Origin of the sequence: Azospirillum oryzae, from assembly GCF_008364795.1 — a bacterium.
In the GTDB taxonomy this organism is placed as follows: domain Bacteria; phylum Pseudomonadota; class Alphaproteobacteria; order Azospirillales; family Azospirillaceae; genus Azospirillum; species Azospirillum oryzae.
The window spans coordinates 173,148-195,783 of sequence record NZ_VTTM01000005.1 but is presented as its reverse complement, the minus strand read 5'-3'; the positions used below and the strand labels follow the sequence as shown (position 1 = coordinate 195,783).

Sequence of the window (22,636 nt, the reverse complement as noted above, 5' to 3'; positions counted from 1 at the left end):
GGCGTTTGCGATCTATCAGAACGCGGCGGTGTATCCCCGTCCTTTGCCCGGAAACGATGGTATTGATTCCCCGCCGCCTGCTATAGATTGATTTTCTGCGACAATCCTCCCGCCGATGACGCCCGACCGTACGAACACCGCGCTGACGATCCTCGATTACTGGCAGGCCATCGAAGCGTTGTCTCCGGCGGCTCCGCCGAAGAACGACCGCAGGGATCACGCCTGGACGGCGGCGGACGAGACGACGCTGCCCTGGCATGAACGGATGCGCGCCACCTATGCCGAAACACGCGACCGGCGATGGCGCTTCCAGGTCCATATCGGCCTGTTCGAGATGGAGAAGGTGGTCGAGGAACTGCGTGAACGGCTGGGCGTGGACGATGACGAGGAGCGTCCGCGCGGTGGCGAGGCGTCGCTGGTCTGCCTGTGCGTCACCGCCGACGGCCATCCCTTCGGCGTGCCGGCCGTGTCGGCGGTGCCGTGGGCGATGAACGAGATCGCCGCAGCCAAGGGGGAGTTGCGCTTTGGCGATTTCGGTGCGGTCGAGGAACGGGTGGCGACGCGCATCACCGACTACCTCGCCGAACGTGAAATCCTGGTGCCGGAGGGGGAGGGGGCCTGTGCATCGGGCGATGCACCGGCGCTGACGCTGGCCGATTGCGACGCGATCGCCGCCATCGTCACCAGGGAAACCGGCTGGGCACCGCGGGCCGGCTTGACCGCGCGCGCCCGCTTCAAGGGCGTGGAGTTGAGGCGCCGCAAGGATGGGCGGTTCGGGGAGATCGAACCCGATCTGCTGAACAGCTTTTTCCTGCGTGATCTGGGGCGTGTGTCCGCCGCCATTGGGCGTGGCGACCATGGCCCGGGCTTGGCCGGCTACCTGTTCGGCCATGACGGCGGACGCACCGACGTGGTGCGCGACCCCGGTTTCGCCGAACGGATGCTGCACCCGTCCAACCTGCCGCCGGGCTGTTGGCCGGCACCGGGCGGCCATCCGCTGGTGATGGCGCAGCAGATGGCGGTGAACGCCGCCCTGACCAGGCTGAGCGATGGGCGCGGCGTGTTTTCGGTCAACGGCCCGCCGGGAACCGGCAAGACGACCCTTCTGCGCGACCTGATCGTCGGGGTGTTCGTCGAACGCGCGCGGGCGCTGGCCCAATTCGGCCACCCCAACGACGCCTTCGGCGACAAACGCGCCGTCCGGCACAGCGACTTTCATGTCTGGGAGATCGACGAGCGGCTTCGCGGCTTCGAAATGGTCGTCGCCTCGTCCAACAACAGCGCGGTGGAGAACGTCACCCGCGAGATTCCGGCGCTGAAGGCCATCGATCCGCGCTGGCTGGATCAGGCCGATCATTTCCGCGCGGCTGCCGATACCCTGTTCGCGCCGGAGGACAATCCAGGCAGGTCCGGCCTCTGCTGGGGCATGATGGCGGCGGTGCTGGGCAACAAGGAGAAGCGGTCAACCTTCGCCAACCGCTTCTGGTTCGGCCGTTTCGACCGGGTGAAGGTCCCGCCCACCCTGTTCAAGACCTCCTATGAAGACGGCGCGCCGTCCTGGACCGAGGCGCGCGACGCCTTCCGCCACGCCATCGCGCTGTTCGAGGCCCGGCGCGATTCCCTGGCGGCGCTGTCCGATGCCCTGACCGGGCGTGACGCGGCCCATTCGGCGCTGGCGGCGGCAGCGGACGGGGTGCGGCAGGGCGAGGCTGCGGAACGGCAATCCACGATCGACACGGCATCGGCGCGGGAGGAGGTGGCGAAGGCGTCCGCGTGGGTGGAGTGTCTCGACCGCTGCCGCGACGCAATGGCGCGCGAACAGACATGCCGGGAGGCGGTGAGCCGCCTGGACGACCTGATCGAGGCGTCCGGCCGGAGCGAAGAATCCCTGGCGGCCGACCTTGCCGAGGCGGAGACGGCGGTGGCTGCCTGCGACGCCCATCTTCTCGTGGAGCGCGAGGCTTACGACCGTCTGGACCGCGAACGGCCGTCCTTCCTCGGCAAGCTGTTCGGCACGAAACAGCAGCGGGAGTGGCAGGTGCGGCGGCGCGAAGCGGGCGACGCCGTCACCCGGCTTCGGCGCGAACGGGTCGAGGCCGATCTTCGCCGGACGAAGACGCTCGCCGCGCTCGAGGCGCTGAGGCGGGACCGGGTAACCGCTCCGGCCGAGCGCGAACGGGCGCTGGCGGACCGGGACGAGGTGCGGCGGACCCTGTCCGAACTGCTGCGGTCGGACGACCGGTTGGCCGAAGCGGCCCTGTTGCAGGAAGCCGGTAATCGGCAGGGTGCCGGCGACCTGCTGAACGCGCTGGCGTCCGCCGCCGCCGCTGCCGTACGGGCAGCGACGGAGGAGGCCCGTCGCCGAATGGCGGAGGTGGAGGAGGTGCGCCGGCAGCTTGCGGCCTCCCGCGCCCGGTGCGAGGAGCAAAGGATCGCCTGTTCGGCGTGGGACGCCCGGCTTGCCGCGCTGGACGGTGGTTTCGCCGGCACCCGGATCGACGCGGCATGGCGGGCTCTGCCGGAGGAGGAACGGCAGAAGACCTCGCCCTGGCTGGATGCCGAACTGCATGACTTGCGCGTCGCCTGTTTCCTGCGGGCGCTCGATCTGCACCGCGCTTTCCTGGCCGGGGCGTCGAAGAAGGTGTGGACCAACCTCAACCGATTCATGGATCTGCTGACCGGCAAGACCGCCGGGGATGCCATTGACGGTGGTCCGGCGTCCTTGTGGGCGACCTTCGGTCTGGCGGTGCCGCTGGTGTCCACCACCTTCGCCTCCTTCGACCGGCTGTTCGACGGCATGGGTCGGGAAAGCATCGGCTGGCTGTTCGTGGACGAGGCAGGACAGGCGACGCCTCAGGCCGCGGCCGGGGCGGTTTGGCGCGCGCGGCGCGCGGTGATCATCGGCGATCCTCTGCAATTGGAGCCGGTGGTCACATTGCCGATGCAGGCGGTCGAGGCGATCCGGCGCCGCTGTGCGCTGGCCGACCGCTGGCATCCGGTCCGGACCTCGGCCCAGGTGCTGGCCGACCGCGCCAATCCGCTGGGCACCGCCTTGCCGCAGGAGGACGGCGATCCGCTGTGGGTGGGCAGTCCGCTGCGCGTGCATCGCCGTTGTCTGGACCCGATGTTCACGGGGGCGAACCGCATCGCCTATGACGGGCTGATGGTGCAGGGGCGCGGCGGCGCCGTCGATCCGGGCGGTCTGTTCGGGGAAAGCTGCTGGATCGACATTCCGGCGGAAGGCGCGGAAGGGCATCTGATCCCCGCCCAGCGCGACCTCGCCTGCGCGCTGATCGCCGTCGCGTGGCAGGGGAGCAGGCACAAAGGCCGCCGGCCCGGCCTGTACGTGATAACGCCCTTCCGCAAGGTGGCAAAGGGGCTGCGGCAAAAGCTGGAGCGGGACAAGCTGGATCCCGACTGGATCAAGGAGTCCGTCGGCACCGTTCACACCTTTCAGGGAAAGGAGGCGGAACTGGTGCTTCTGGTGCTGGGTGGCGATCCGGCCCGGCCGGGCGGCATGGACTGGGCGGCATTGGCGCCGAACCTGCTGAACGTCGCCCTGACCCGCGCCCGCGACCGCATCATCGTGATCGGCGACCGTGACCAGTGGAAGAGGCGCCGCTATTTCGACGTGCTGGCCAGAAGCCTCGCCGTCGTGGACGAGGCGTCGATCCGCTCAAGCCTGTGGTCGGCTCCCCCCGGTTCTCCGCCTGCACATCCGGGGGGCGCACTCTACTGAAGACACGCGTTCCCTTTACTCCACAGTCACGCTCTTCGCCAAGTTACGCGGCTGATCCACGTCGGTCCCCTTCAGCACCGCCGTGTGATAGGCCAGCAGCTGCACCGGAATGGCATACAGCAGCGGCGCCACCAGCGGATCGCAGGCCGGCAGCTCGACCGACCAGCGGACCTTGTCCTTCAGCTTGTCGATGCCCTTCTTGTCGGCCAGCAGCAGGACCTTGCCGGAGCGGGCGCAGACTTCCTGCACGTTCGACACCACCTTCTCGAACAGCGCGTCGGACGGGACCAGCACGATCACCGGCACATTGTCGTCGATCAGCGCGATGGGGCCGTGCTTCAACTCGCCGGCGGCGTAGCCCTCGGCGTGGATGTAGCTGATCTCCTTCAGCTTCAGCGCGCCTTCCAGGGCCAGCGGGTACATGGCGCCGCGGCCGAGATACAGCACGTCGCGGGCTTCCGACACCTCCTGCGCCAGTTCCTTCAGCCGCTCGTCATGGGCCAGGACGTCGGCGGCACGGGCCGGGACCTCGCGCAGGGCGTGGGCGATCTGCTGCATCCGCTCCTGGTCGATGGCGCCGCGGGCGCGGCCGACGGTGACGGCAAGGCAGGCCAGCGTGGTCAGCTGGGTGGTGAAGGCCTTGGTCGAGGCGACACCGATCTCCGGACCCGCCATGGTGTAGAGAACGGCGTCGGATTCGCGCGCGATGGTGCTTTCCGGCGCATTGACGATCGACAGGATCTTCTGGCCCTGGCGTTTGCAGTAACGCAGCGCCTCCAGCGTATCCAGCGTCTCGCCCGACTGCGAAATGAACAGGGCGATGCCGCCCGGCGGCAGCGGAGCCTCGCGATAGCGGAACTCCGAGGCGATGTCGACCTCGACCGGGATGCGGGCCAGCGTCTCGAACCAGTATTTGGCAACGAAACCGGCATAATAGGCAGTGCCGCAGGCGACAATGGTCAGCTTGGACGCACCGGCCAGATCGAAGGGGAAATCCGGCAGGGAGAAGGTGCCGGTTTCCGGGTTGATGTAGGCGTTCAGCGTGTCGCCGATGACCTGCGGCTGCTCGTAGATTTCCTTGAGCATGTAGTGGCGGTAGCCGTCCTTGCCGATCAGGGCGCCGGACACCGCGGTGGTCTTCACCGGTCGTTCGACCACCGCATCGGTGGCGTCGTGGACGATGGCGGCGGTGCGGCTGACCTCGACCCAGTCGCCGTCCTCCAGATAGCAGATGCGGTTGGTCAGCGGCGCCAGGGCGAAGGCGTCGGACGCCAGATACATCTCGCCGTCGCCATAGCCGACGGCCAGCGGCGTGCCGTGGCGGGCGCCGATCATCAGCTCATGCTCGCCCGCGAAGATCAGCACCAGGGCGAAGGCGCCGGTGAAGCGCTTGAAGGCGGCGGCCGACGCCTGGACCGGCGTCATGCCGTGCTGGTCCAGGTAATAGGTGACGAGGTGGACGATCACCTCGGTGTCGGTGGCGCTTTCGAAGACGTAGCCGTGGCCGGTCAGCTCGTCCTTCAGCTCCTGGTAATTCTCGATGATGCCGTTGTGGACGACGGCGACGCGCTTGGTGGCGTGGGGGTGGGCGTTGTTCTCCGTCGGGCCGCCATGGGTCGCCCAGCGGGTGTGGCCGATGCCGACCGTACCGGACAGCGGCTGGTCGCGCAGCTTCATGTCCAGGTTGGCCAGCTTGCCCTCCGCGCGGCGGCGCTCGATGTGGCCATTCACCAGGGTGGCGACGCCCGCGCTGTCATAGCCGCGGTATTCGAGCCGGCGCAGGCCTTCCACCAGCCGGGGGGACGCGTCGTGGATGCCGTTGATGCCGATGATGCCGCACATGGACCTGATGCTCCTGAATGGATGCCGACCGGAGAGAAGACCCGAACCGACCTTACGCCTTTTTCGCTTTCTCGTTTTGCTTCCGTTCGCGGAAGCGCTTTGCCCAGCCGGCGTACAGCTTCTGGCTGCCACGGGCGACGGCGAGGGCGTCGGCCTCCACCGTCATCGTCACCACGCTGCCGGCGCCGACGATGGCGCCGTCGCCGATGACGACCGGGGCGACCAGCGCGCTGTTGGAGCCGATGAAGGCTCCGGCGCCGATATCCGTCCGGCTCTTGGTGAAACCATCATAATTGCAGGTGATGGTGCCGGCGCCGATGTTGGCCTTGGCCCCGACGCGGGCGTCGCCGATGTAGGTCAGGTGGTTGGCCTTGGCCCCGGCCTCGATCACTGCGTTCTTCACCTCGACGAAGTTGCCGATGTGGACGTCCGGACCGATCTCCGCACCCGGACGCAGGCGGGCGTAGGGGCCGATGACGGCGCCGCTGTCGATGCGCACGCCTTCCAGATGGCAGTAGGGCTTGATCTCCACCCGGTCGCCCACCGTGACGCCGGCCCCGAAGAAGCAGCCGGGACCGACCACCACGTCGCGGCCCAGCCTGGTGTCGACGCTGAGGAAGGTGCTGTCGGGGTCGATCAGCGTGGCGCCATTGTCCATCGCAGCCTTGCGCAGGCGGCGCTGCAGCAGCTTTTCCACCTCCGCCAGTTCGGCGCGGGAGTTGACGCCGACCACCTCGGCCGGGGCAGCCTCCACCACGGCGCAGGCCATGCCGGCACGGCGCGCGATCTGGACCACGTCGGTCAGGTAATATTCGGACTTGGCGTTGTCGTTGCCGACGCTGCCGATCAGGTCGAACATGCGGGCGCCGTCGAACGCCATCAGGCCGGCGTTGCACAGGGTGACCGCACGCTCCTCCTCGCTGGCGTCGAGATACTCGACGATCTTCTCCAGCCCGCCGCGGGCGTTCAGGATCAGCCGGCCATAGGCGCCGGGATCGTCGGGCCGCATGCCCAGCACCACCACCGCGGGATCGCTCGCCTGCCGGCGCGCCTGGACCAGCGCGCGCAGCGTGTCCGGCGTGACCAGCGGCGTGTCGCCGTACAGCACGATGACATCGCCGGTGAAGCCCTCCAGCAGGCCGAAGGCCGCGCGCACGGCGTCGGCGGTGCCGCGCTGCTCATGCTGAACCGCAGTGGGGTAGGGGGCAACGGCGGCGGCCACGCTGTCCATGCCGGGGCCGACCACGACCACGACATGGTCGGGGTCGAGCGTCTTCACCGCGGCCAGCACATGCCCGACCATCGGTCGGCCGGCCACCCGGTGCAGCACCTTGGGCAGATCGGATTTCATGCGCGTGCCCTTGCCGGCGGCGAGGATCACGCAGGCGAGCGGACGATGGGCCATGGTGGTGTTCCTGGTCGAGCCTTGATGTGGAGGGAAAGCCGGTCGCAAAAGGCGTCGTACTTGAGCCGGGAAAGGTTAAGACATCACTGCCGGATTGGACGACGCTTCTTCCGGAGCGGGCGCCACACCATCGGCAATTCCGAGAGTGGTGTGCCACAGCACGCCGGGGAAGCCCAAGTCAACTTTTGTTTCAATCTGCAATAAACGAATGTTTCCAACGGGTTGCCTGCCCAATTTTCCTGCGTTTTCCGTCGGTGGTTTCCCCGGTTCCGATGGCGGCGTTCGCCCTTTGTCGCCGGTTCGCCTGACGTGTGAAAATTTCGAGGTTTTTCAATGTCATGTGCATGGTGATGGCTGCGGTCTCCAGAGCCGAACGGCCGACCGGTGCCAGCAGCGAGGCAGAGGCTTTCCGCAAGCCATGGAAAACGTAACCCTCCAGCTCCGGATGAGCTTTGATGGCCAAATGTACGGCGTTGGACAATCCTATTCTGTTCCAGGGCTCTCCGGAAGCGGGGTTGACCAGTATTGTTACGGAGGTAGCGTTTCTCTTCCACTCCGTCAACTCGACCTTTAGGTCCTCGTGACACGGTACCCACAGCCGGGTACCGGTCCTTTCCTGGGTAACCTGGATCGCGGAGTCGTCATAATCATCCCACCGTATCTTGATGAGGTCCGATGACCTCTGGCCGGTGTGGAGCGCCGGACCTTAGTTCCGGCGCATAGGCTCATTGACGTTGGGAGATGGCGAAATCGCCCGCCCGGTCCGGCCACCGTTCCCATTCGCCGAACTGCACCCGTTGGACACCGGCCGAGTTTTCTTCGCCCGGCTGGTATCCGGATGCCCCCTCGTTGGCGAGCCTGCGCCTTTACCCGATGCGCCCCCTGGATGCGCGGGACTTGCTAAAATCCATGACGCCCTGGTCCTTGCCAGATCCCGTGCTGTTGCCACCGCCGCCTGCGACCAGATCAAGCTCGTGGTCGGACAGCTCGCGACCATCTCCGGCGTCTGCGACCTCTGCCCGGAAGCCTTGGTCGTTTTCGATCAGCCGCATGGGCACCGGCAGGGCGACGCCGAAATGCTTCAGCACAGCGGCGTTCAGATCTGCTTTGGCTTCAGTACGAAATGCCGGGTCCTGCTCCAGCTTCAGCAATGCCGCGCCAACCGCGTCGGCACCGTACGTCTCGACCAGATTGAAATTGCTCATACCCACTCCCAATACAGTTATTTACATTAGAGAGGCCTATTGGAGGCCCATGTTTCACTGTATCAATAAGGCGGCGTAATCACGAGAAAGCAAGATGAAACAGAATGCTGCGAATGTACCGTTATATTCATGTTTGAATTGACGCGCGTTCTTGGCTCCGGCGGCATGTGATTGCAACTCCGCGACCAGATCTTTCAATCCCGTCCGCGATCAGCCATTCACGTCATCCTGGCTGCAGATTTTTCAGAATCGAACGAAGGCCGCCGCCCGTAGCTGTAAGCTTTCGGTCGCCCCTTCTCCGTCGGCTGATCTCCGCCGGGTCGCATTTTCAATTGCGGTTTGTCTGTATCGACGCAACTCGCCGAAAGACTGGCGGGATGCCGGCCATGGGCAGCTGGGCAAGAACGAAAGATTGGTGCGCTTGCATTGCGAACTGTTCTCATAAGCGGAAAATTAACGGAGGTCGGGATAGAATAATTGCACTGTCCGGAAGTTGGTAGCCGCCGCGATGATCTCTGCATCCACCTCGGGAAACTTCGATCACGCCACGGGCGATGCTCGTCGTCTTAACATGGCCGGCCTGCTTTTTGCCGTTATGGTTGTGTTGACCATCGCGTTCGTGCTGTTCATGGCGCTGGAGACGGCCCGGCGGATCGATACGGCCACGGCGGAGCGGACAAAGGACGAGATCGCCGACGCGGTTGCGGACCTCGGCGCCGCGATGGGAAAGAAGGCCGAGGAATACAGCCTGTGGAACGATGCCGTCGACCATCTGGTCGTGGGCTACGACCCCGTCTGGGCCAACGCCAATGTCGGCCCCTATGCGGAGCGGCTGTGGGGTCTCGACCGCTCCTATGCCTGGAACGGCCGAGACGGGCTGATCTATGCGTCGAAGGACGGTGCCCTGCGCGACGACCTGGACGCGGCGACCAGCGAGGCCGCCGATCTGCGGCCGGTGCTGGCGGCGGCGCGCGCCGCCGGAAAGCCGGTCAACGGCATCGTCCGTATCGCGCAAATCCCCTTCGTTTTCGGCGCGCGGGTGATCGAGTACGAAAACGGGCACGATCCCCTGCCGCCGGACCCCGACCGGCCGGTCCAGGTCTTCATGACCCGGCTCGACTCGGAGCTGGCGAAGCTGGCAAGTTCGCGTCGGATCGCCGATCTGCGCGTGGCCGACGCCGGCGGGCCGGCACCGGCGGACATCGTCAGCCTGCCGTTGGAGAGCATCGCCGGGCAGTGGTTCGGCGTGCTGACCTGGACGCCGCAGCAGCCCGGCCGCACCCTCGTCCGCGAGACGGCTCCCTATGCCGGCGGCTTTGCGTTGGCCCTGCTGGCCCTGCTGTTCCTGTTCCAGCGCGTGCTGCAACGGTTGAAGCGGCAGGAGCCGCTGCGTCTCAGCGAAGCCCGGCTGGCCCAGGCGCAACGGGTCGCCAAGCTGGCCTACACCGTCCATCTGCCCGAAGACCTGCTGGAGGTCTCGGCCAATTTCCGCGAGCTGGTCGGCCTGGAACCGGTGGGCCTGGAACCGATCAGCCTGGGCGGCGGGGCCGAACGGATCACCGTCGGGCAGCTTCTCGACCGGGTTGTGCCGGAACAGCGGCCGGACGTGCAGGACGCCTACCGCCGGGCCTGGGCCGAAAACGCACGGTTCGACATCGAATACCGCGTCGCCCGGCCCGACGGCGACCATCTGGACCTTCAGGAGGTCGGGGAACCATTCCACGATGCCGGCGGCCTCGTGCTGGGGCTGATCACCGCCATCCAGGACGTCACCGCGCGACGCCGGGCGGAGGAGACGATCCGCCATCAGGCCAATTACGACGCGCTGACCGGGCTTCCCAACCGGCCGCTGTTCTATGACCGGCTGCGTCAGGCGCTGCGGCGGGCGGCGCGCGACCGGACCTGCATGGCGCTGCTGTTCATCGACCTGAACCGCTTCAAATGGGTCAACGACACGCTGGGCCACCAGACCGGTGACGTGCTTCTGCGCGAGGCGGCGCACCGGATGGCCGCTTGCGTCCGCGGATCGGAGACCATCGCCCGGATCGGCGGCGACGAGTTCACCGTCATCCTGTCGCAGGTCGGCGACCGAGCGGAGGCGGAGACGGTGGCCCGCCGCTTGCTCGAAAGCCTGGGCGAACCCTTCCACATCGCCGGCCAGACGCTGCACATCTCGGCCAGCATCGGCGTCACCTTCGCGCCGGAGCAGGGGACCGACCCCGAACTGCTGGTGAAGAACGCCGATGTCGCCATGTATCAGGCCAAGCGGAAGGGGACCGCCAACTGGACCTTCTATGATCCGGCGATGGATGCCGACGCGCTGGACCACCTGCGGATGGAGAACCAGCTGCACGAGGCGGTGGCCAAGGGCCAGCTGGCGCTGTTCCTTCAGCCGGTGGTGGAGGTCGGCAGCGGCTTGCTTGCCGGCGCGCAGGCGGAGGTGCGCTGGAACCACCCCGACCGCGGCCTGCTGCCGCCCACCGACTTCCTGCATCTGGCCGAGGCGAACGGGCTGATCCTGCAGATCGGCGCATGGCTGCTCGATGCTGGCTGCCGGCAACTGGCGGGCTGGCGCGACCGTGGCGCCGCGGGACTGCGGCTGACCGTGCCGGTGTCCACCCTGCAGCTCAAGCATTCCGGCTTCGGCGATCAGGTCACCGGCTGCCTCGCCCGTCATGGGGCGTCGCCGGACCGGCTGATCCTGGAACTGCCGGAGGCCGCCATGCTCGCGCCGTCGGCGGAGATGACACGGAACATGCAGTCGCTCAGGATGTTGGGCATTGCGTTCTCCGTCGGCGGCTTCGGCACCGGCTATGCTTCGCTCGGCCATCTGCGGCGGCTTCCGGTGGAATTCCTGAAGATCGACCAGGGCATCCTGCTGGACATGATCCGCAACCCTCCCAACCAGCAGGCGGTGCGCGCCATGGTGGCACTGGCCCGCAGCATGAACCTGACGGTGATCGCCGAAGGGGTCGAGACGGGAGAGCAGCAGCTCCTGGCCGCGGAGGTCCGCTGCGGCTTCGCGCAGGGGGCTTTCCTCGGCCTGCCCATCCCGGCAGAAGCGTTCGATCCGGCGTTCGGCCCGGTGGCGGCGGCTACCGCCGGTGAAAGAGGCGAGTCGCTGTGTCCCGTCGGTGATGGGGAGAGCTGACAAGCCGCGCGAAGCCCGTTTTCGCGCCATACGGGCCGCTCCGCTCGCCGTCTTTGGCCTGTCGGCGGCGCGTCGGCGGATTTCGGCGGAGAGCCGGCGCCCGAAAGCCGGTCCCGGTCCGGCAACGCCCCGGACAATGCGCCGCATTTGCGACAAACCCCTGTGCATCGCACTAGGATGTTCGCACTAAGCATATTAGAATACTCACACGAAGAAGGATGCCCGAAGGTCGGTAACCCGGCGGTTCAAAGGGGGCGGCAGGTGGAGGAACCCAGCGCCACGGCGACGATCGCAACGGCCCTCGCGGGCGGTGTGGGGCTGCTGGCGCTGGTGACGCTCGTTTACGGGACGATCCTGTACCGGATGGAGGAACGGCCCCGGATCCGGCAGCTTTGCCTGGGGCTGCTGTTCGGCATCGGCGGCGTGGCCGCCATGCTGCAATCGGTTCCCATCTCTCCCGGCGTCTATCTGGACGTGAAGGCGGTGCCGGTCGCGCTGGCCGCTCCCTTCGGTGGACCGCTGGCCGCCATGCTGGCCGCCGGGATGGTGTCGGCGGCCCGCATCGCGATCGGCGGCGCCGGGACGCTTCCGGGGGTGGCCGGAATCCTGGTGGCCGGTTCCGTCGGTCTGCTGCTGCGGCGGCTGGTGCCTGCCGTGGAGTGGCGGAATTCAAGACCGCTGTTCATCCTCGGCCCGGTTGCCTCCGTCCATCCCCTCAGCATCTTCGTGCTGCCGTGGGAGGTCGCTCTGCCGATCTTCATCGATGGCGGGATTCCCATCGCGCTGTTCACGGCGGCGGGCATCCTGATGCTGGGCACGATGCTGGCGCGCGAGCGCCGTCGCGTCGATACCGAGCAGATGCTGCGCAACGCGGCCTTGAGCGATCCGCTGACCGGGCTGGCGAACCGCCGGGCCTTCTTCGCCTCCATCGACCGGGCCGTGGCCGGCGCGCTGCGCCACGACACGCCGGTGTCGCTCCTGATGCTCGACATCGACCATTTCAAGGACGTCAACGACAGCCGCGGGCACGATGCCGGCGACGCCGTGCTGGTGTCGCTCAGCCGTCTGCTTCAGTGCAGCGTGCGGCAGAGCGATCTCGTCGCCCGTTTCGGTGGCGAGGAGTTCGCCATCCTGCTTCCCAACGCGCCGGGCGACGGGGCCTTCCAACTCGCCGAACGCCTGCGTTGCGCCGTCCGCGACCTGAGCATCCCGCAGGACGATGGCGCGATCCTGCATGTGACCGTCAGCATCGGCCTGTCGACCCTGACCCCCGACATCGGCCGGTCCGACGCCATGATCAAGGCGGCCGACATGGCGCTCTACCGCGCCAAGCAGGGCGGCCGGGACCGGGTCTGCCGCCATCGCGAAAGCAGCGTGAAAGAGCCGGCACCGGCCGTGGATTGAAGCATCCGCCGCACATTCTTTCGGACGATGGCTGGATATCACAGGCCGAACCGGGGTAGAGGCCCGGCGCGATGGATCACTGACTGTGTGCACATGCCGGGCACGTATATAAGAATCTTATGATGATGGCACCCTTCCGACGCCGTCCGCGTCGGCACCATCGGGAGTGCGCAGTCATGGGACGGGATCAGGCGCAGAATCACGGCGTGTCCGGCCGGCGGATCACGGGCGGCGCGCATCGCGATCTTCTGTTCGGTGGCAGCGGCGACGACACCATCATCGGCAACCGCGGCAACGACTATATGGAAGGCGGCGGCGGCAGCGACCGCTTCGTCCTCAAGCCCGGCGACGGGTGGGACTGCATCGGCGATTTCCAGGCCGGCACGAGCGGCGATCTGCTGGACCTGCAGGGCTGGGGCGGGATCGGCAGCCTTGAGGATGTGCTGGCCCATTCCCATCAGGATCGCGACGGGCTGGTCCTCGATTTCGGGCCGCGCGATGGGGTCAAGCTGATGGGGCTGTCGCGGGATGACCTGACCGCCGACAATCTGCGGCTCAAGACCAGCCATGTCAGGGCCGATGCCGTCTTCGCGGCGGTGGACACCGGTCATGGCGACGAGCTGTGGGGAACAGATGGCCGCCGGGCTTTCCTTCTGCGGGACATCGCCCCGGGTGCGGCCTCGTCGGACCCGCAGGGTTTGGTCCAAATGGGCAAGCGTGCGTATTTCAGCGCGGATGGCGGCGTGCATGGCCGCGAAGTGTGGACGACCGACGGAACGCCGGGCGGGACGCGCATGCTGGCCGACATCAATCCGGGGGCGACGGGCTCGTCGCCGGTGTCGCTGACCGTTGCGGACGGCAAGCTGTTCTTCCAAGCCGACGACGGCCGGCACGGAACCGAGCTGTGGGTCAGCGACGGCACCGCCGCCGGGACGCACATGGTCAAGGACATCGGTGACACGCGGGCCGGTCGCCCTCCGGGTAATCTGACGGCGGTGGGGGACGAGCTGTTCTTCTCCGCCACCGACATGGAGCACGGCAACGCGCTGTGGCGGTCGGATGGAACGGCGGCCGGAACGATGCTGGTGAAGGACTTCTATCCCGGAGCGGTCGATCCGCCGATCCCGGTGCCGTTGCCTATTTTTCCCGACCATTTCACGGCCGCCGACGACAGGCTGTTCCTGTCGGCCTGGGACGGCACCGGCTCTTACGGCCAGCTGTGGGTGACCGATGGGACGGAGGAGGGGACGGTCAAGCTGCTGGAAGGTCTTGGTGAGGATATAAGGAGCGGACACACGGTTTCTCTGGTCGGGGCGGGAGATACGCTGTTCTTCAATCGTGGCCCCGATCTGTGGAAGAGTGACGGCACGCCGGAAGGCACGGTTCTGGTCAAGGATTTTCCATCAACGGGATTTTCCGTTCCCAATCAGTTCCTTGCCGTCGGCGACAAGGTCGTTTTCAATGCCAGCACCCAGCAGAACGGTTTCGAACTCTGGATCTCGGACGGGACGGAGCAGGGAACGCACATGGTCAAGGACATCGCGCCCGGCAGCGCCAGCGCCGCCATCGCAAACCTGACCGTCGCCGATCACAGGCTTTTCTTCACCGCCGATGATACCGTGCATGGCAACGCCCTGTGGAGAACCGACGGCACCGAGGCCGGCACGCGGATGGTCACCGACAAGACCAACCGTACGACCTGGACGCAGCCCACCAGCGTGGATGCGGTCGGCGACCAGCTGTATTTCAGCGCGACGGACTCCACCCAGGCCGGCGCCCTGTTCCGCCTGGATGTGGACAGCGGCGTGGTGAGGGAACTCGCCAGCTCGCAGCCCTTCACCCTTCCCAGCGGCGGCTTGCAGATCGTCGGGGTCTGACCCGATTCCGGCGGGCGTCTGTCACAGCAAGGGGCGTCACAACAGGGGGATGTCGCTGCCGCCGTTCACGATGTCGACGGTGCCGGAGATCAGGTTCTCGGCATAGAGCGCCTCCAGGTCGATGCCGCCGGTGGGGCGCACCGGGCGGATGGCGCGAACCCAGCCGGCGATGGCCTGTTCCCGGCGGCGGCGGATCGCTTCGGCCTCCTCCACCGTCACCGCCTGGAAGGACAGGCTGTCGCCGGGGCGCAGGCGGCCGGCGCGGGGCAGGTCGGCGGAGATCACCGTGGCGATCTTGGCATAGCCGCCGGCGGTCTGGTGGTCGTTCAGCAGCAGGATCGGCTGCCCGTTGCCCGGCACCTGGATGGAGCCGGTGACCAGCCCGTCCGACGGGATGTCGGCGCTTCCGCGATGCGCCAGCGCCGGACCCTCCAGCCGCAGGCCCATGCGGTCGGCCTGTTTGCCGACGCGGTAGGTCGCCGACAGGAAGGTGTCGATCGCGGCGTCGGTGAAGCGGTCCTCCTGCGGCCCAAACACGACGCGCAGCGGCCCGGCGCCGTAGTCGGGCGGCTGCGGCAGCTCGACGTCGGAACCGTCCGGGGCGCTGTCGCGGGTCAGCGGCAGGCGGTCGCCCTCAGCCAGCGGCCGCCCGCCGAGCGGACCGATCCCGGCACGCACATAGGTGGACAGGCTGCCCATCACCGGCGCCAGCGCGAAGCCGCCGGCCACCGCCAGACAGGCGACGGAAGCCCCGTCCACCGCGCCCAGCCGCAGCACGTCGCCCTGTCGCAGGGTGTGGCTGCGGTGCGGGGCCAGCGGTTGCGGGGCGTCGCCCTCGCGCTCCAGCGTCAGCGCCAGTGGGCCGACGGCGGCGATGCGGACGGCGGGCGCATCCACCCGCAGGGCAGGACCGAGCAGGGCAATCTCCAGCCCGGCGGTTCCCTGAGGATTCCCGACCAGCGCATTGGCCAGCCGCAGCGCCACCGGGTCGAGCGCGCCGGCAACCGGCATGCCCAGCTCCTGGAAGCCGAAGCGGCCCAGATCCTGGATCGTCGCGAACAGGCCCGGCCGGACCACCGTAAGACAGGCGGCCATCATGCGGCCCTCAGGCTGGCCGGGTCGAAGCGGCCGGCGTTTGCCGCCTCGGCGATGGCGTCAAACGCCGCGCGGTCCACCGCCTCGAAGCGCACCCGGTCGCCGGCCGCGAGCAGCACCGGGTCGGGCCGGTCGCCATCATAGAGCGGCACCGGGCAGCGGCCGATCAGGTGCCAGCCGCCGGGGCTTTCCCAAGGATAGACGGTGGTCAGCCGGCCGGCGATGGCGACCGATCCCGCCGGCACCCGCACCCGCGGCTCCGTCCGGCGCGGCCGTTCCAGTTCGGCCGGCAGATCGCCCATGTAGCCGAAGCCCGGCATGAAGCCCAGCATGTAGACGAAATACTCGACTGATCCGTGCAGCGCCGCCACCTGCTCCGCCGTCAGGCCCAGCGTGTCGTACAGCTCCGCCAGATCGGGGCCGAGGTCGGGGTCGTAGCAGACCGGCAGGCGCCACAGCCGTCCCTCCTCCGGGGCGGCGTCGCTGCCGGCCAGCGCCGCCTCGACCGCCGCCTGCATCTCGCAGCGGCTGGTCGTGACGGGATCATAGACCACCAGCAGCGAGCGGAAGGTCGGCACCGTTTCCACCAGTCCCGGCGGCGGCGCGGCCTTCAGCCGGGCGTGCAGGGCCATGACGCGGGCGTTGGTCGCCCGGTCGATGGTCTCGCCGAACTCGACGTTGAAGGCGGTGTCGCCGCAACTGGTGAAGCGGACTTCCACGCTGTCGCTCCTCACCCGATCATTTTCGACGGCAGCCAGGTGACCAGCCCGGGGAACATCCACAGCAGGACCACCATCACCACCATCAGCAGGAAGAAGGGCAGGCTGGCCTTGCCGATGGTGAAGATGTCCTTGCCGGTCATCGACTGCAGCACGAACAGGTTGAAGCCCACCGGCGGGGTGATCTGCGCCATCTCCACCACGATGATGATGTAGATGCCGAACCACAGAAGGTCGATCCCCGCCTGCTGCACCATCGGCAGGATGACCGAGGTCGTCAGCACCACCATGGAGATGCCGTCGAGGAAGCAGCCCATCACGATGAAGAAGAAGGTCAGCGCCACAAGCAGCGCCGCCGGCGACAGCTGCATGGTGGTGATCCATTCCGCCAGCAGGCGCGGGATGCCGGTATAGCCCATCGCCACCGTCAGGAAGGCGGCACCGGCCAGGATGAAGCCGATCATGCAGGAGGTGTGGGCGGCGCCGAACAGGCTGTCGCGGAAGGTCGTCCAGTTCAGCGTGCCGGTCACCAGCGCCAGCACCAGGGAGCCCAGCACGCCGATGCCGGCCGCCTCCGTCGGGGTGGCGATGCCGACATAGATGGAGCCCAGCACCGCCGCGATCAGCAGCATGACCGGGATCAGCGCTCCGGTGTCGCGGATCTTCTCAGGCAGACTCTGCGACGCCTCCGGCGGCGGCACCCGGCCGGGGTTCACCAGAGACCAGCCGCCGACATAGAGCATGAACAGGCCGGTCAGCACGATGCCGGGGATGACGCCGGCGATGAACAGCCGGGCGATCGACACGTCGGCGGCCACGCCATAGACGATCATGATGATCGACGGCGGAATCAGCAGCCCCAGCGTGCCGGCCCCGGCCAGTGACCCCAAGGTCATCATCGGGTCGTAGCCGCGCCGGTTCAGCTCCGGAATGGTCATGCGGCCGATGGTGGCGGCGGTGGCGGCCGACGAGCCGGACACCGCGGCGAAGATCGAGCAGCCGATGATGTTCACATGCATCAGCCGGCCGGGCAGCCAGCCGGTCCAGGGCGCCAGCCCCTTGAACATGTCGGACGAGATGCGTGTGCGGAACAGAATCTCGCCCATCCAGATGAACAGCGGCAATGCTGTCAGCGTCCAGGAGGTGCTGGCCCCCCAGATGTTGGTCGCCATCACCATGCCCACCGGCCGTGCGGTGAACAGCGCCATGGCGACGAAGCCGACGCCGGCCAGCGCCAGCGCCACCCACACGCCGGCCCCCAGCATCAGGAACATCGTCACCACGACGACGATGGATGCGGTCGTCTCGTCCATCGCTCAGCCCTCGCTCTGCATGCCGGCATGCTGGTAGGAGGCGTCGCGCCCCTGCAGCACGGCCAGCAGGTCGTCGATCAGTGCGATGACCAGCACCACCAGGCCCGCCGCCATCAGTGCCTGCGGGATCCACAGCGGGATCGGCAGCACGCCCTGGCTGAGATCGCCGAAATCGTAGGAATCATAGGTCATGCGCACCCAGTACCAGGCGAAATAGGCGCTGAGCGCGGTGGCGAAGCCCAGGCACAGCAGTTCCATGAGGCGGCGGGCGGGACCGTTCAGCCGCTCCACCAGCACGCCGACGCGGATATGGGCGCCGCGGCGAAGCGCCGGCCCCAGCATGAGGAAGAAGGACGCGGCCATGCAGTAGCCGGCAAGCTCGTCGGCGCCCGGCACCATGCGGTCGAACAGGCGGCTCGCCACCTGGGTCACGATCAGGACGGCGATGGCGGCGAGCGAAACCGCGCCCAGGATCTCGGCGGTTCGGTAAAGAATGGACAGTGCGGTGCGCATGGCGCAACCACCTCCTGCGTTCGGTCGTGACGAAGGGGCGTCGGGAATGGAGATGTCCGGCCGGCCGCCGTGCTGCTGGCCGCCGGCCGGGTACTCATCTCCCAACTCGGAGCCTTATTTGCGATAGGCGGCGATGATGGCCTCGCCGTCGGCGCCGGCGGCCTTGATCCATTCCTCGGTCATCGTCTTGCCGATGGCGGAGAGGCCTTCCTTCAGCTTGTCGGACGGCGGCAGCACCTTCATGCCGTTGTCCGACATGGTCTTGTTCAGCTCGGCCGTCTTCTTCTCCCACTCGGCCCAGCCCTTGGCCTCGGCCTTCGCCGCGGCGTCCTGGACCGCCTTCTGGGTGTTGGCGTCCAGCCCCTTCCAGACTTCGGAATTGATGAACACCATGTTGCGCGGCAGCCAGGCCTGGACGTCGTAATAGACCTTCACGAAGTCCCAGGCCTTGGTGTCGACGCCGGTGGCGGCCGAGGTGATCATGGCGGTGACGATGCCGGTGCCGAAGGCCTGCGCGACCTCCGCCGCCTCGATCTTCACCGGGATGGCGCCGGACAGCTCGGCGATGCGGGTGGTGGCAGGGTTGTAGGCGCGGAACTTCTGGCCCTTCAGCCCCTCGACCGACTGGATCTCGTCCTTCACATACAGGCCCTGCGGCGGCCACGGGATCGAATAGAGCAGCTTCAGGCGCTGGCGCTCCAGCTTCTTCTCGAGGAAGGGCTTGGAGACGTCGTACAGCTTGTGCGCAGCCTTGAAGTCGGTGGCGAGGAAGGGCACGGAATCGAGACCGTAGAGCGGATCCTCGTTCGCCCAGGAGCTGATCAGCACCTCGCCCAGCTGGGCCTGACCGGACTGGACCGCGCGCTTGATCTCCGGATGGCGGATCAGCGAGCCGTTGGTGTGGACAGTGATGTTGACCTTGCCGTTGGTGGCCGCCTTCACATCGTCGGCGAACTGCTTCACCACGATGGTGTGCAGGTTCGTGTCCGGATAGGGGGTCGGCATATCCCAGGTCTCGGCCGCGGCGGCCAGCGGCCCGGCGGCGACGACGCCGAGGCCGAGCAGGCTGGCGACCACCGGACCGGCGATCCGGCGGGTGAGACGGGATTGCAGCGTGTCAGCGGTCATGATGTCTGGAAGCTCCCTGATTGTTGGCCGAAACGGCAGCCGCCGGCCTTGCGGCCGGTCGGGCGGGAGCGGAAGCCGCAATCCTGAAACGGTTGTGTCCCGGAACGGTGGCTTCCCCGATCCCGCCCTTTCTCGGAATCCAAAGGTTCACCGTTCCGCGCCTTCCGTCAAACGTCCTGTGAGGGAGGCGGAAAAATTCAGCCTTGTCCGCAGCTTATCGGCGAGAAAGCCCCCGCCGGTCAGTAGATGCCGGTCAGTAGATCAGCTCGTTCTCGCCGCTGCCTTCGGCCAGGACCAGTTCGCCGCGGGCGGCAAGGTCCTTCGCCAGTTGCACCATGTACATCTGCGCCTCGTCCACGTCGCGGACGCGCACCGGACCCATGGCCGCCATGTCCTCGCGCAGGATCTTCGCCGCGCGTTCGGACATGTTGGAGAAGAACAGGTCCTTCAGCGACTCCGACGCGCCCTTCAGCGCGGTGCCCAGCTTCTGCTTGTCGACCGTGCGCAGCATCGTCTGAACGCCGGTGGGGTCGAGTTTCGACAGGTCCTCGAAGGTGAACATCAGCGACTTGATGCGCTCGGCGCTGTCGCGGTTGCGTTCCTCCAGCGCGGCCATGAAGCGGTGCTCGGTGGTGCGGTCCAGGCCGTTGAAGATTTCCGCCAGCATCTCGTGGCTGTCGCGCCGGCTGGTGCGGGCAAGGTTGGTCATGAACTCGGTGCGCAGCGTGCGCTCGACGTCGTCCAGGACCTCCTTCTGCACCGCCTCCATGCGCAGCATGCGCATGATGACCTCCATGGCGAAGCTTTCCGGCAGCTGCGCCAGCACGCGGCCGGCATGGTCGGAGCGGATCTTGGACAGCACGACGGCGACGGTCTGCGGATACTCGTTCTTCAGGTAGTTGGACAGAACCGACTCGTTGACGTTGGTCAGCTTGTCCCACATGGTGCGGCCGGCCGGACCACGGATGTCCTCCATGATCTGGTCGACCTTGTCCTTCGGCAGGGTCTTCAGCAGCAGCCGCTCGGTCGAATCGAAGGAGCCGACCACGGTGCCGCTCGACGACATCTGCTCGGCGAACTCGACGAACAGGCGCTCGATCAGGTTGGCCGACACCGTGCCCAGGTTGGCCATCACCTGGGACAGTTCCTTGATCTCCTCGTCATCCATCAGCGAGAACAGCTTGGACGAATGCTCCTCGCCCAGCGCCAGCATCATGATGGCGGCCTTTTCCGGGCCGGTGAGGGTCCGGTAATCCTCACGAACCTTCTGAGCCATTGCTACCCTTCATGATGCGCGATTCCGACAATGTGCGATGATTGCGGCAAACATCGTTAACAAACGATAAGGAACACGTTAGGGACGTTGCGAAAGGGCGGGTCCGGAACCGAATCCGGACGGGGGCGGTTGGAGGGTGCAGCCCCAACCTTCCGCGCGAAAGGTGGCCTCCATGCCCGCCCATGCCGCCCTTCTGCCGCCCTGTCTCGCGGCCGTCCTGTCGGCGATGCTGCCGGCTTCCGCCCTGGCGGAACGGGCGGTGACGGTTCAGGGGGCCGACTGCCAGGTGTGGGACCAGTATCCCGACCGGCGCAAGACCATCCGCTGGTCCGGGGCCTGCCCGAACGGCTGGGGCAATGGTCCCGGCGTGCTGAGCTGGTCCTACGACGGCCGCTATGACGGGCAGGTGGAGGGCACGTTGATTGAGGGGCGGCTGGAAGGGCAGGCGCGCGTCACCTGGCGCGACGGACGCCGCCTCGACGGGAGTTTCCGCGACGGGCTGGTCTCGGGGCAGGCGACCCATGTCTGGCCCGACGGGCGCGTGTATGAGGGGGAGTGGAAGGACGACCGCCGGACCGGCTTCGGCACGCTCGCCTTCCCCAGCGGCAACAAATATGTCGGCCGGTTCCACCGCAACCGCCCGACCGGGCCGGGCGAGTTCGTCGCCGCGGACGGCCACCGCTATCGGGCGCGGATCGACGCCGGCGGCAAAGTCAGTGCCGGCGCCCCGCTGGACCGCCCGCCGCAATCGGCGGAGGTTCCGTCGGCCCCGGAGCCCAAACGAGCTTCGCCTCCGGTCCCTGCGAACCGGCCGCAGAAGCTGGAGGAGTGGCTGAACCAGCCGGATCAGATCCTTCGCGACAGCTCCCGCTAGGGGGCAATCCCCTCCCTGGAGGGAGAGGGGATCCCCACCCGGACTCCGGCCCACCGCATACGCCACTATGTGAAAATGGATTTACAGGAATATGCCATTCCTGTAACTCTATCGACACAAAGGCGGCGCTGCCGCTGCGAAGGGGGAGCGGGGGATGGAGCCACCCATTCAGACGGGATCGCTGCTGATCCGCATGCAGAACTGCCAGCAGCAGCTTCCGGCGGCGCTCGCCAAGGTCGGGGCCTGGGCGCTGGCCTATCCCTTCCGCACCGCGACCCTGAAGATCGGCGAGTTGGCCGCCGCGGCGGAGGTATCGGTGGCGTCGGTCAACCGCTATGCCCGCTTCCTCGGCTATGACGGCTTTCCGGAATTCCGCGAGGATCTGCTGCGCGCCTTCGAATCCACCTTCGCGCCGGTGGAGAAGCTGCGCGTCGCGGTGCAGCGCGACACCTCGAATGCCGAGATCATGCGGGAATCGCTGGCCAGCGACGCCGTCAACATCACCCGCACCATGGATCTGCTGCAGCCGGAACAGTGCGAGGCGGCGATCCGCCTGATCCGCGAGGCTGGTCGCGTCGTGGCGCTCGGGCTGGGCGACAGCGCCTATCTCGCCCTGTTCCTGACCGACGTGCTGGAGCCCTATGTCGACAATGTCCACGAAGCCATCGAGTTCGCGGGCACCGAGCGCACCATCCGCCGGCTGATGACGATGAAGCCCGGCGATCTGGTGATCGCCATCACCTCGCCGCGCTATTCGCGCCGGACCATCGAGCATCTGCAGCTGTGCCGGGAGCGCGGGGCGAAGGCCATCGCACTGACCGACGCGCCGGACAGCCCGATCGTGCCGCTGGCCGATGTGACCCTGCTGGCCGGGGCCGACCATGGCGTGCGCCACAGCTCCCCCACCGGGCTGATGGCGCTGATCGTGGCGCTGGGCACCGCGCTGTCGCGCTCCGGTCCCGACAGCGTCCATCAGGCCGCCGACATGGCCGAACGCATCCTGCCCTACCTCCACGTCGTGCCCAAATCGAACCGGCCGCCCGAATAGCTCTGCTCCGAGTGATCCGGGCCTTCCCCTCCACGCGCCAAAGAAGC

16 protein-coding genes are annotated in these 22,636 nt (G+C 67.3%); 6 read left to right on the top strand and 10 right to left on the bottom strand.

From position 1 onward, the window contains the following. Positions 1-115: 115 nt before the first annotated feature. Positions 116-3,739 carry a DEAD/DEAH box helicase gene (locus tag FZ938_RS16295; RefSeq protein ID WP_246458118.1) on the top strand — a complete coding sequence of 1,208 codons (3,624 nt, stop codon included), beginning with the start codon at positions 116-118 and terminating at the stop codon, positions 3,737-3,739. Positions 3,740-3,754: 15 nt separating this feature from the next. Here the strand turns inward: FZ938_RS16295 and glmS are convergent, their stop codons facing one another. The 4 genes from glmS to FZ938_RS16275 form a co-directional block, all read right to left on the bottom strand. After that, the gene (gene glmS, locus FZ938_RS16290) at positions 3,755-5,581 is read right to left on the bottom strand and encodes a glutamine--fructose-6-phosphate transaminase (isomerizing) (RefSeq protein ID WP_149199536.1); all 1,827 of its coding nucleotides are present in this window, start codon (positions 5,579-5,581) and stop codon (positions 3,755-3,757) included. Between the two features lie 52 nt (positions 5,582-5,633). Next, positions 5,634-6,986, bottom strand: a complete 1,353-nt coding sequence (gene glmU, locus FZ938_RS16285) for a bifunctional UDP-N-acetylglucosamine diphosphorylase/glucosamine-1-phosphate N-acetyltransferase GlmU (RefSeq protein ID WP_149199535.1) — start codon at positions 6,984-6,986, stop codon at positions 5,634-5,636. Positions 6,987-7,176: 190 nt separating this feature from the next. After that, on the bottom strand, positions 7,177-7,467 hold the full coding sequence (locus FZ938_RS16280; RefSeq protein WP_149199534.1) for a hypothetical protein: 291 nt from the start codon (positions 7,465-7,467) through the stop codon (positions 7,177-7,179). Positions 7,468-7,852: 385 nt separating this feature from the next. Next, entirely contained in the window at positions 7,853-8,191 is a 339-nt protein-coding gene (locus FZ938_RS16275) for a hypothetical protein (protein WP_149199533.1), read from the bottom strand. A gap of 604 nt (positions 8,192-8,795) precedes the next feature. On the opposite strand from FZ938_RS16275, the gene FZ938_RS16270 reads away from it, so the two are divergent. The 3 genes from FZ938_RS16270 to FZ938_RS16260 all read left to right on the top strand — a co-directional run bounded on the left by FZ938_RS16270 (position 8,796) and on the right by FZ938_RS16260 (position 14,623). After that, positions 8,796-11,342 carry a bifunctional diguanylate cyclase/phosphodiesterase gene (locus tag FZ938_RS16270; RefSeq protein WP_174757475.1) on the top strand — a complete coding sequence of 849 codons (2,547 nt, stop codon included), beginning with the start codon at positions 8,796-8,798 and terminating at the stop codon, positions 11,340-11,342. A 261-nt stretch (positions 11,343-11,603) separates the two neighbouring features. Further along, entirely contained in the window at positions 11,604-12,746 is a 1,143-nt protein-coding gene (locus tag FZ938_RS16265) for a GGDEF domain-containing protein (RefSeq protein WP_149199531.1), read from the top strand. 176 nt (positions 12,747-12,922) lie between these two features. Next, positions 12,923-14,623, top strand: a complete 1,701-nt coding sequence (locus FZ938_RS16260) for an ELWxxDGT repeat protein (RefSeq protein WP_174757474.1) — start codon at positions 12,923-12,925, stop codon at positions 14,621-14,623. A 36-nt stretch (positions 14,624-14,659) separates the two neighbouring features. Here the strand turns inward: FZ938_RS16260 and FZ938_RS16255 are convergent, their stop codons facing one another. The 6 genes from FZ938_RS16255 to fliG all read right to left on the bottom strand — a co-directional run bounded on the left by FZ938_RS16255 (position 14,660) and on the right by fliG (position 20,667). Next, entirely contained in the window at positions 14,660-15,718 is a 1,059-nt protein-coding gene (locus FZ938_RS16255; protein ID WP_149199692.1) for a 5-oxoprolinase subunit C family protein, read from the bottom strand. Further along, positions 15,718-16,437 (bottom strand): 5-oxoprolinase subunit PxpB, encoded by a 720-nt coding sequence (gene pxpB / locus FZ938_RS16250; RefSeq protein ID WP_149199530.1) that lies wholly within the window; start codon positions 16,435-16,437, stop codon positions 15,718-15,720. Before pxpB ends, FZ938_RS16255 begins: the two co-directional genes overlap by 1 nt. An 11-nt stretch (positions 16,438-16,448) precedes the next feature. Continuing rightward, positions 16,449-17,750, bottom strand: a complete 1,302-nt coding sequence (locus FZ938_RS16245) for a TRAP transporter large permease (protein ID WP_149199529.1) — start codon at positions 17,748-17,750, stop codon at positions 16,449-16,451. 3 nt (positions 17,751-17,753) lie between these two features. Then, complete coding sequence (locus FZ938_RS16240; RefSeq protein ID WP_149199528.1) at positions 17,754-18,263, bottom strand: TRAP transporter small permease; 510 nt, start codon at positions 18,261-18,263, stop codon at positions 17,754-17,756. 114 nt (positions 18,264-18,377) lie between these two features. Continuing rightward, the gene (locus FZ938_RS16235; RefSeq protein ID WP_149199527.1) at positions 18,378-19,391 is read right to left on the bottom strand and encodes a TRAP transporter substrate-binding protein; all 1,014 of its coding nucleotides are present in this window, start codon (positions 19,389-19,391) and stop codon (positions 18,378-18,380) included. Between the two features lie 253 nt (positions 19,392-19,644). Continuing rightward, positions 19,645-20,667 (bottom strand): flagellar motor switch protein FliG, encoded by a 1,023-nt coding sequence (gene fliG, locus FZ938_RS16230; RefSeq protein ID WP_085084489.1) that lies wholly within the window; start codon positions 20,665-20,667, stop codon positions 19,645-19,647. 172 nt (positions 20,668-20,839) lie between these two features. On the opposite strand from fliG, the gene FZ938_RS16225 reads away from it, so the two are divergent. Beyond that, positions 20,840-21,541 (top strand): MORN repeat-containing protein, encoded by a 702-nt coding sequence (locus FZ938_RS16225; protein WP_149199526.1) that lies wholly within the window; start codon positions 20,840-20,842, stop codon positions 21,539-21,541. A 154-nt stretch (positions 21,542-21,695) separates the two neighbouring features. Further along, positions 21,696-22,589 (top strand): MurR/RpiR family transcriptional regulator, encoded by an 894-nt coding sequence (locus tag FZ938_RS16220; protein ID WP_149199525.1) that lies wholly within the window; start codon positions 21,696-21,698, stop codon positions 22,587-22,589. Positions 22,590-22,636 lie beyond the last annotated feature (47 nt).

Bases quoted from the DNA above. Each gene is read 5' to 3' on its own strand.
- FZ938_RS16295 (WP_246458118.1), top strand. From the start codon at position 116: ATGACGCCCGACCGTACGAACACCGCGCTGACGATCCTCGATTACTGG.
- glmS (WP_149199536.1), bottom strand. From the start codon at position 5,581: ATGTGCGGCATCATCGGCATCAACGGCATCCACGACGCGTCCCCCCGG.
- glmU (WP_149199535.1), bottom strand. From the start codon at position 6,986: ATGGCCCATCGTCCGCTCGCCTGCGTGATCCTCGCCGCCGGCAAGGGC.
- FZ938_RS16275 (WP_149199533.1), bottom strand. From the start codon at position 8,191: ATGAGCAATTTCAATCTGGTCGAGACGTACGGTGCCGACGCGGTTGGC.
- FZ938_RS16260 (WP_174757474.1), top strand. From the start codon at position 12,923: ATGGGACGGGATCAGGCGCAGAATCACGGCGTGTCCGGCCGGCGGATC.
- FZ938_RS16255 (WP_149199692.1), bottom strand. From the start codon at position 15,718: ATGGCCGCCTGTCTTACGGTGGTCCGGCCGGGCCTGTTCGCGACGATC.
- FZ938_RS16245 (WP_149199529.1), bottom strand. From the start codon at position 17,750: ATGGACGAGACGACCGCATCCATCGTCGTCGTGGTGACGATGTTCCTG.
- FZ938_RS16240 (WP_149199528.1), bottom strand. From the start codon at position 18,263: ATGCGCACCGCACTGTCCATTCTTTACCGAACCGCCGAGATCCTGGGC.
- FZ938_RS16235 (WP_149199527.1), bottom strand. From the start codon at position 19,391: ATGACCGCTGACACGCTGCAATCCCGTCTCACCCGCCGGATCGCCGGT.
- fliG (WP_085084489.1), bottom strand. From the start codon at position 20,667: ATGGCTCAGAAGGTTCGTGAGGATTACCGGACCCTCACCGGCCCGGAA.
- FZ938_RS16225 (WP_149199526.1), top strand. From the start codon at position 20,840: ATGCCCGCCCATGCCGCCCTTCTGCCGCCCTGTCTCGCGGCCGTCCTG.
- FZ938_RS16220 (WP_149199525.1), top strand. From the start codon at position 21,696: ATGGAGCCACCCATTCAGACGGGATCGCTGCTGATCCGCATGCAGAAC.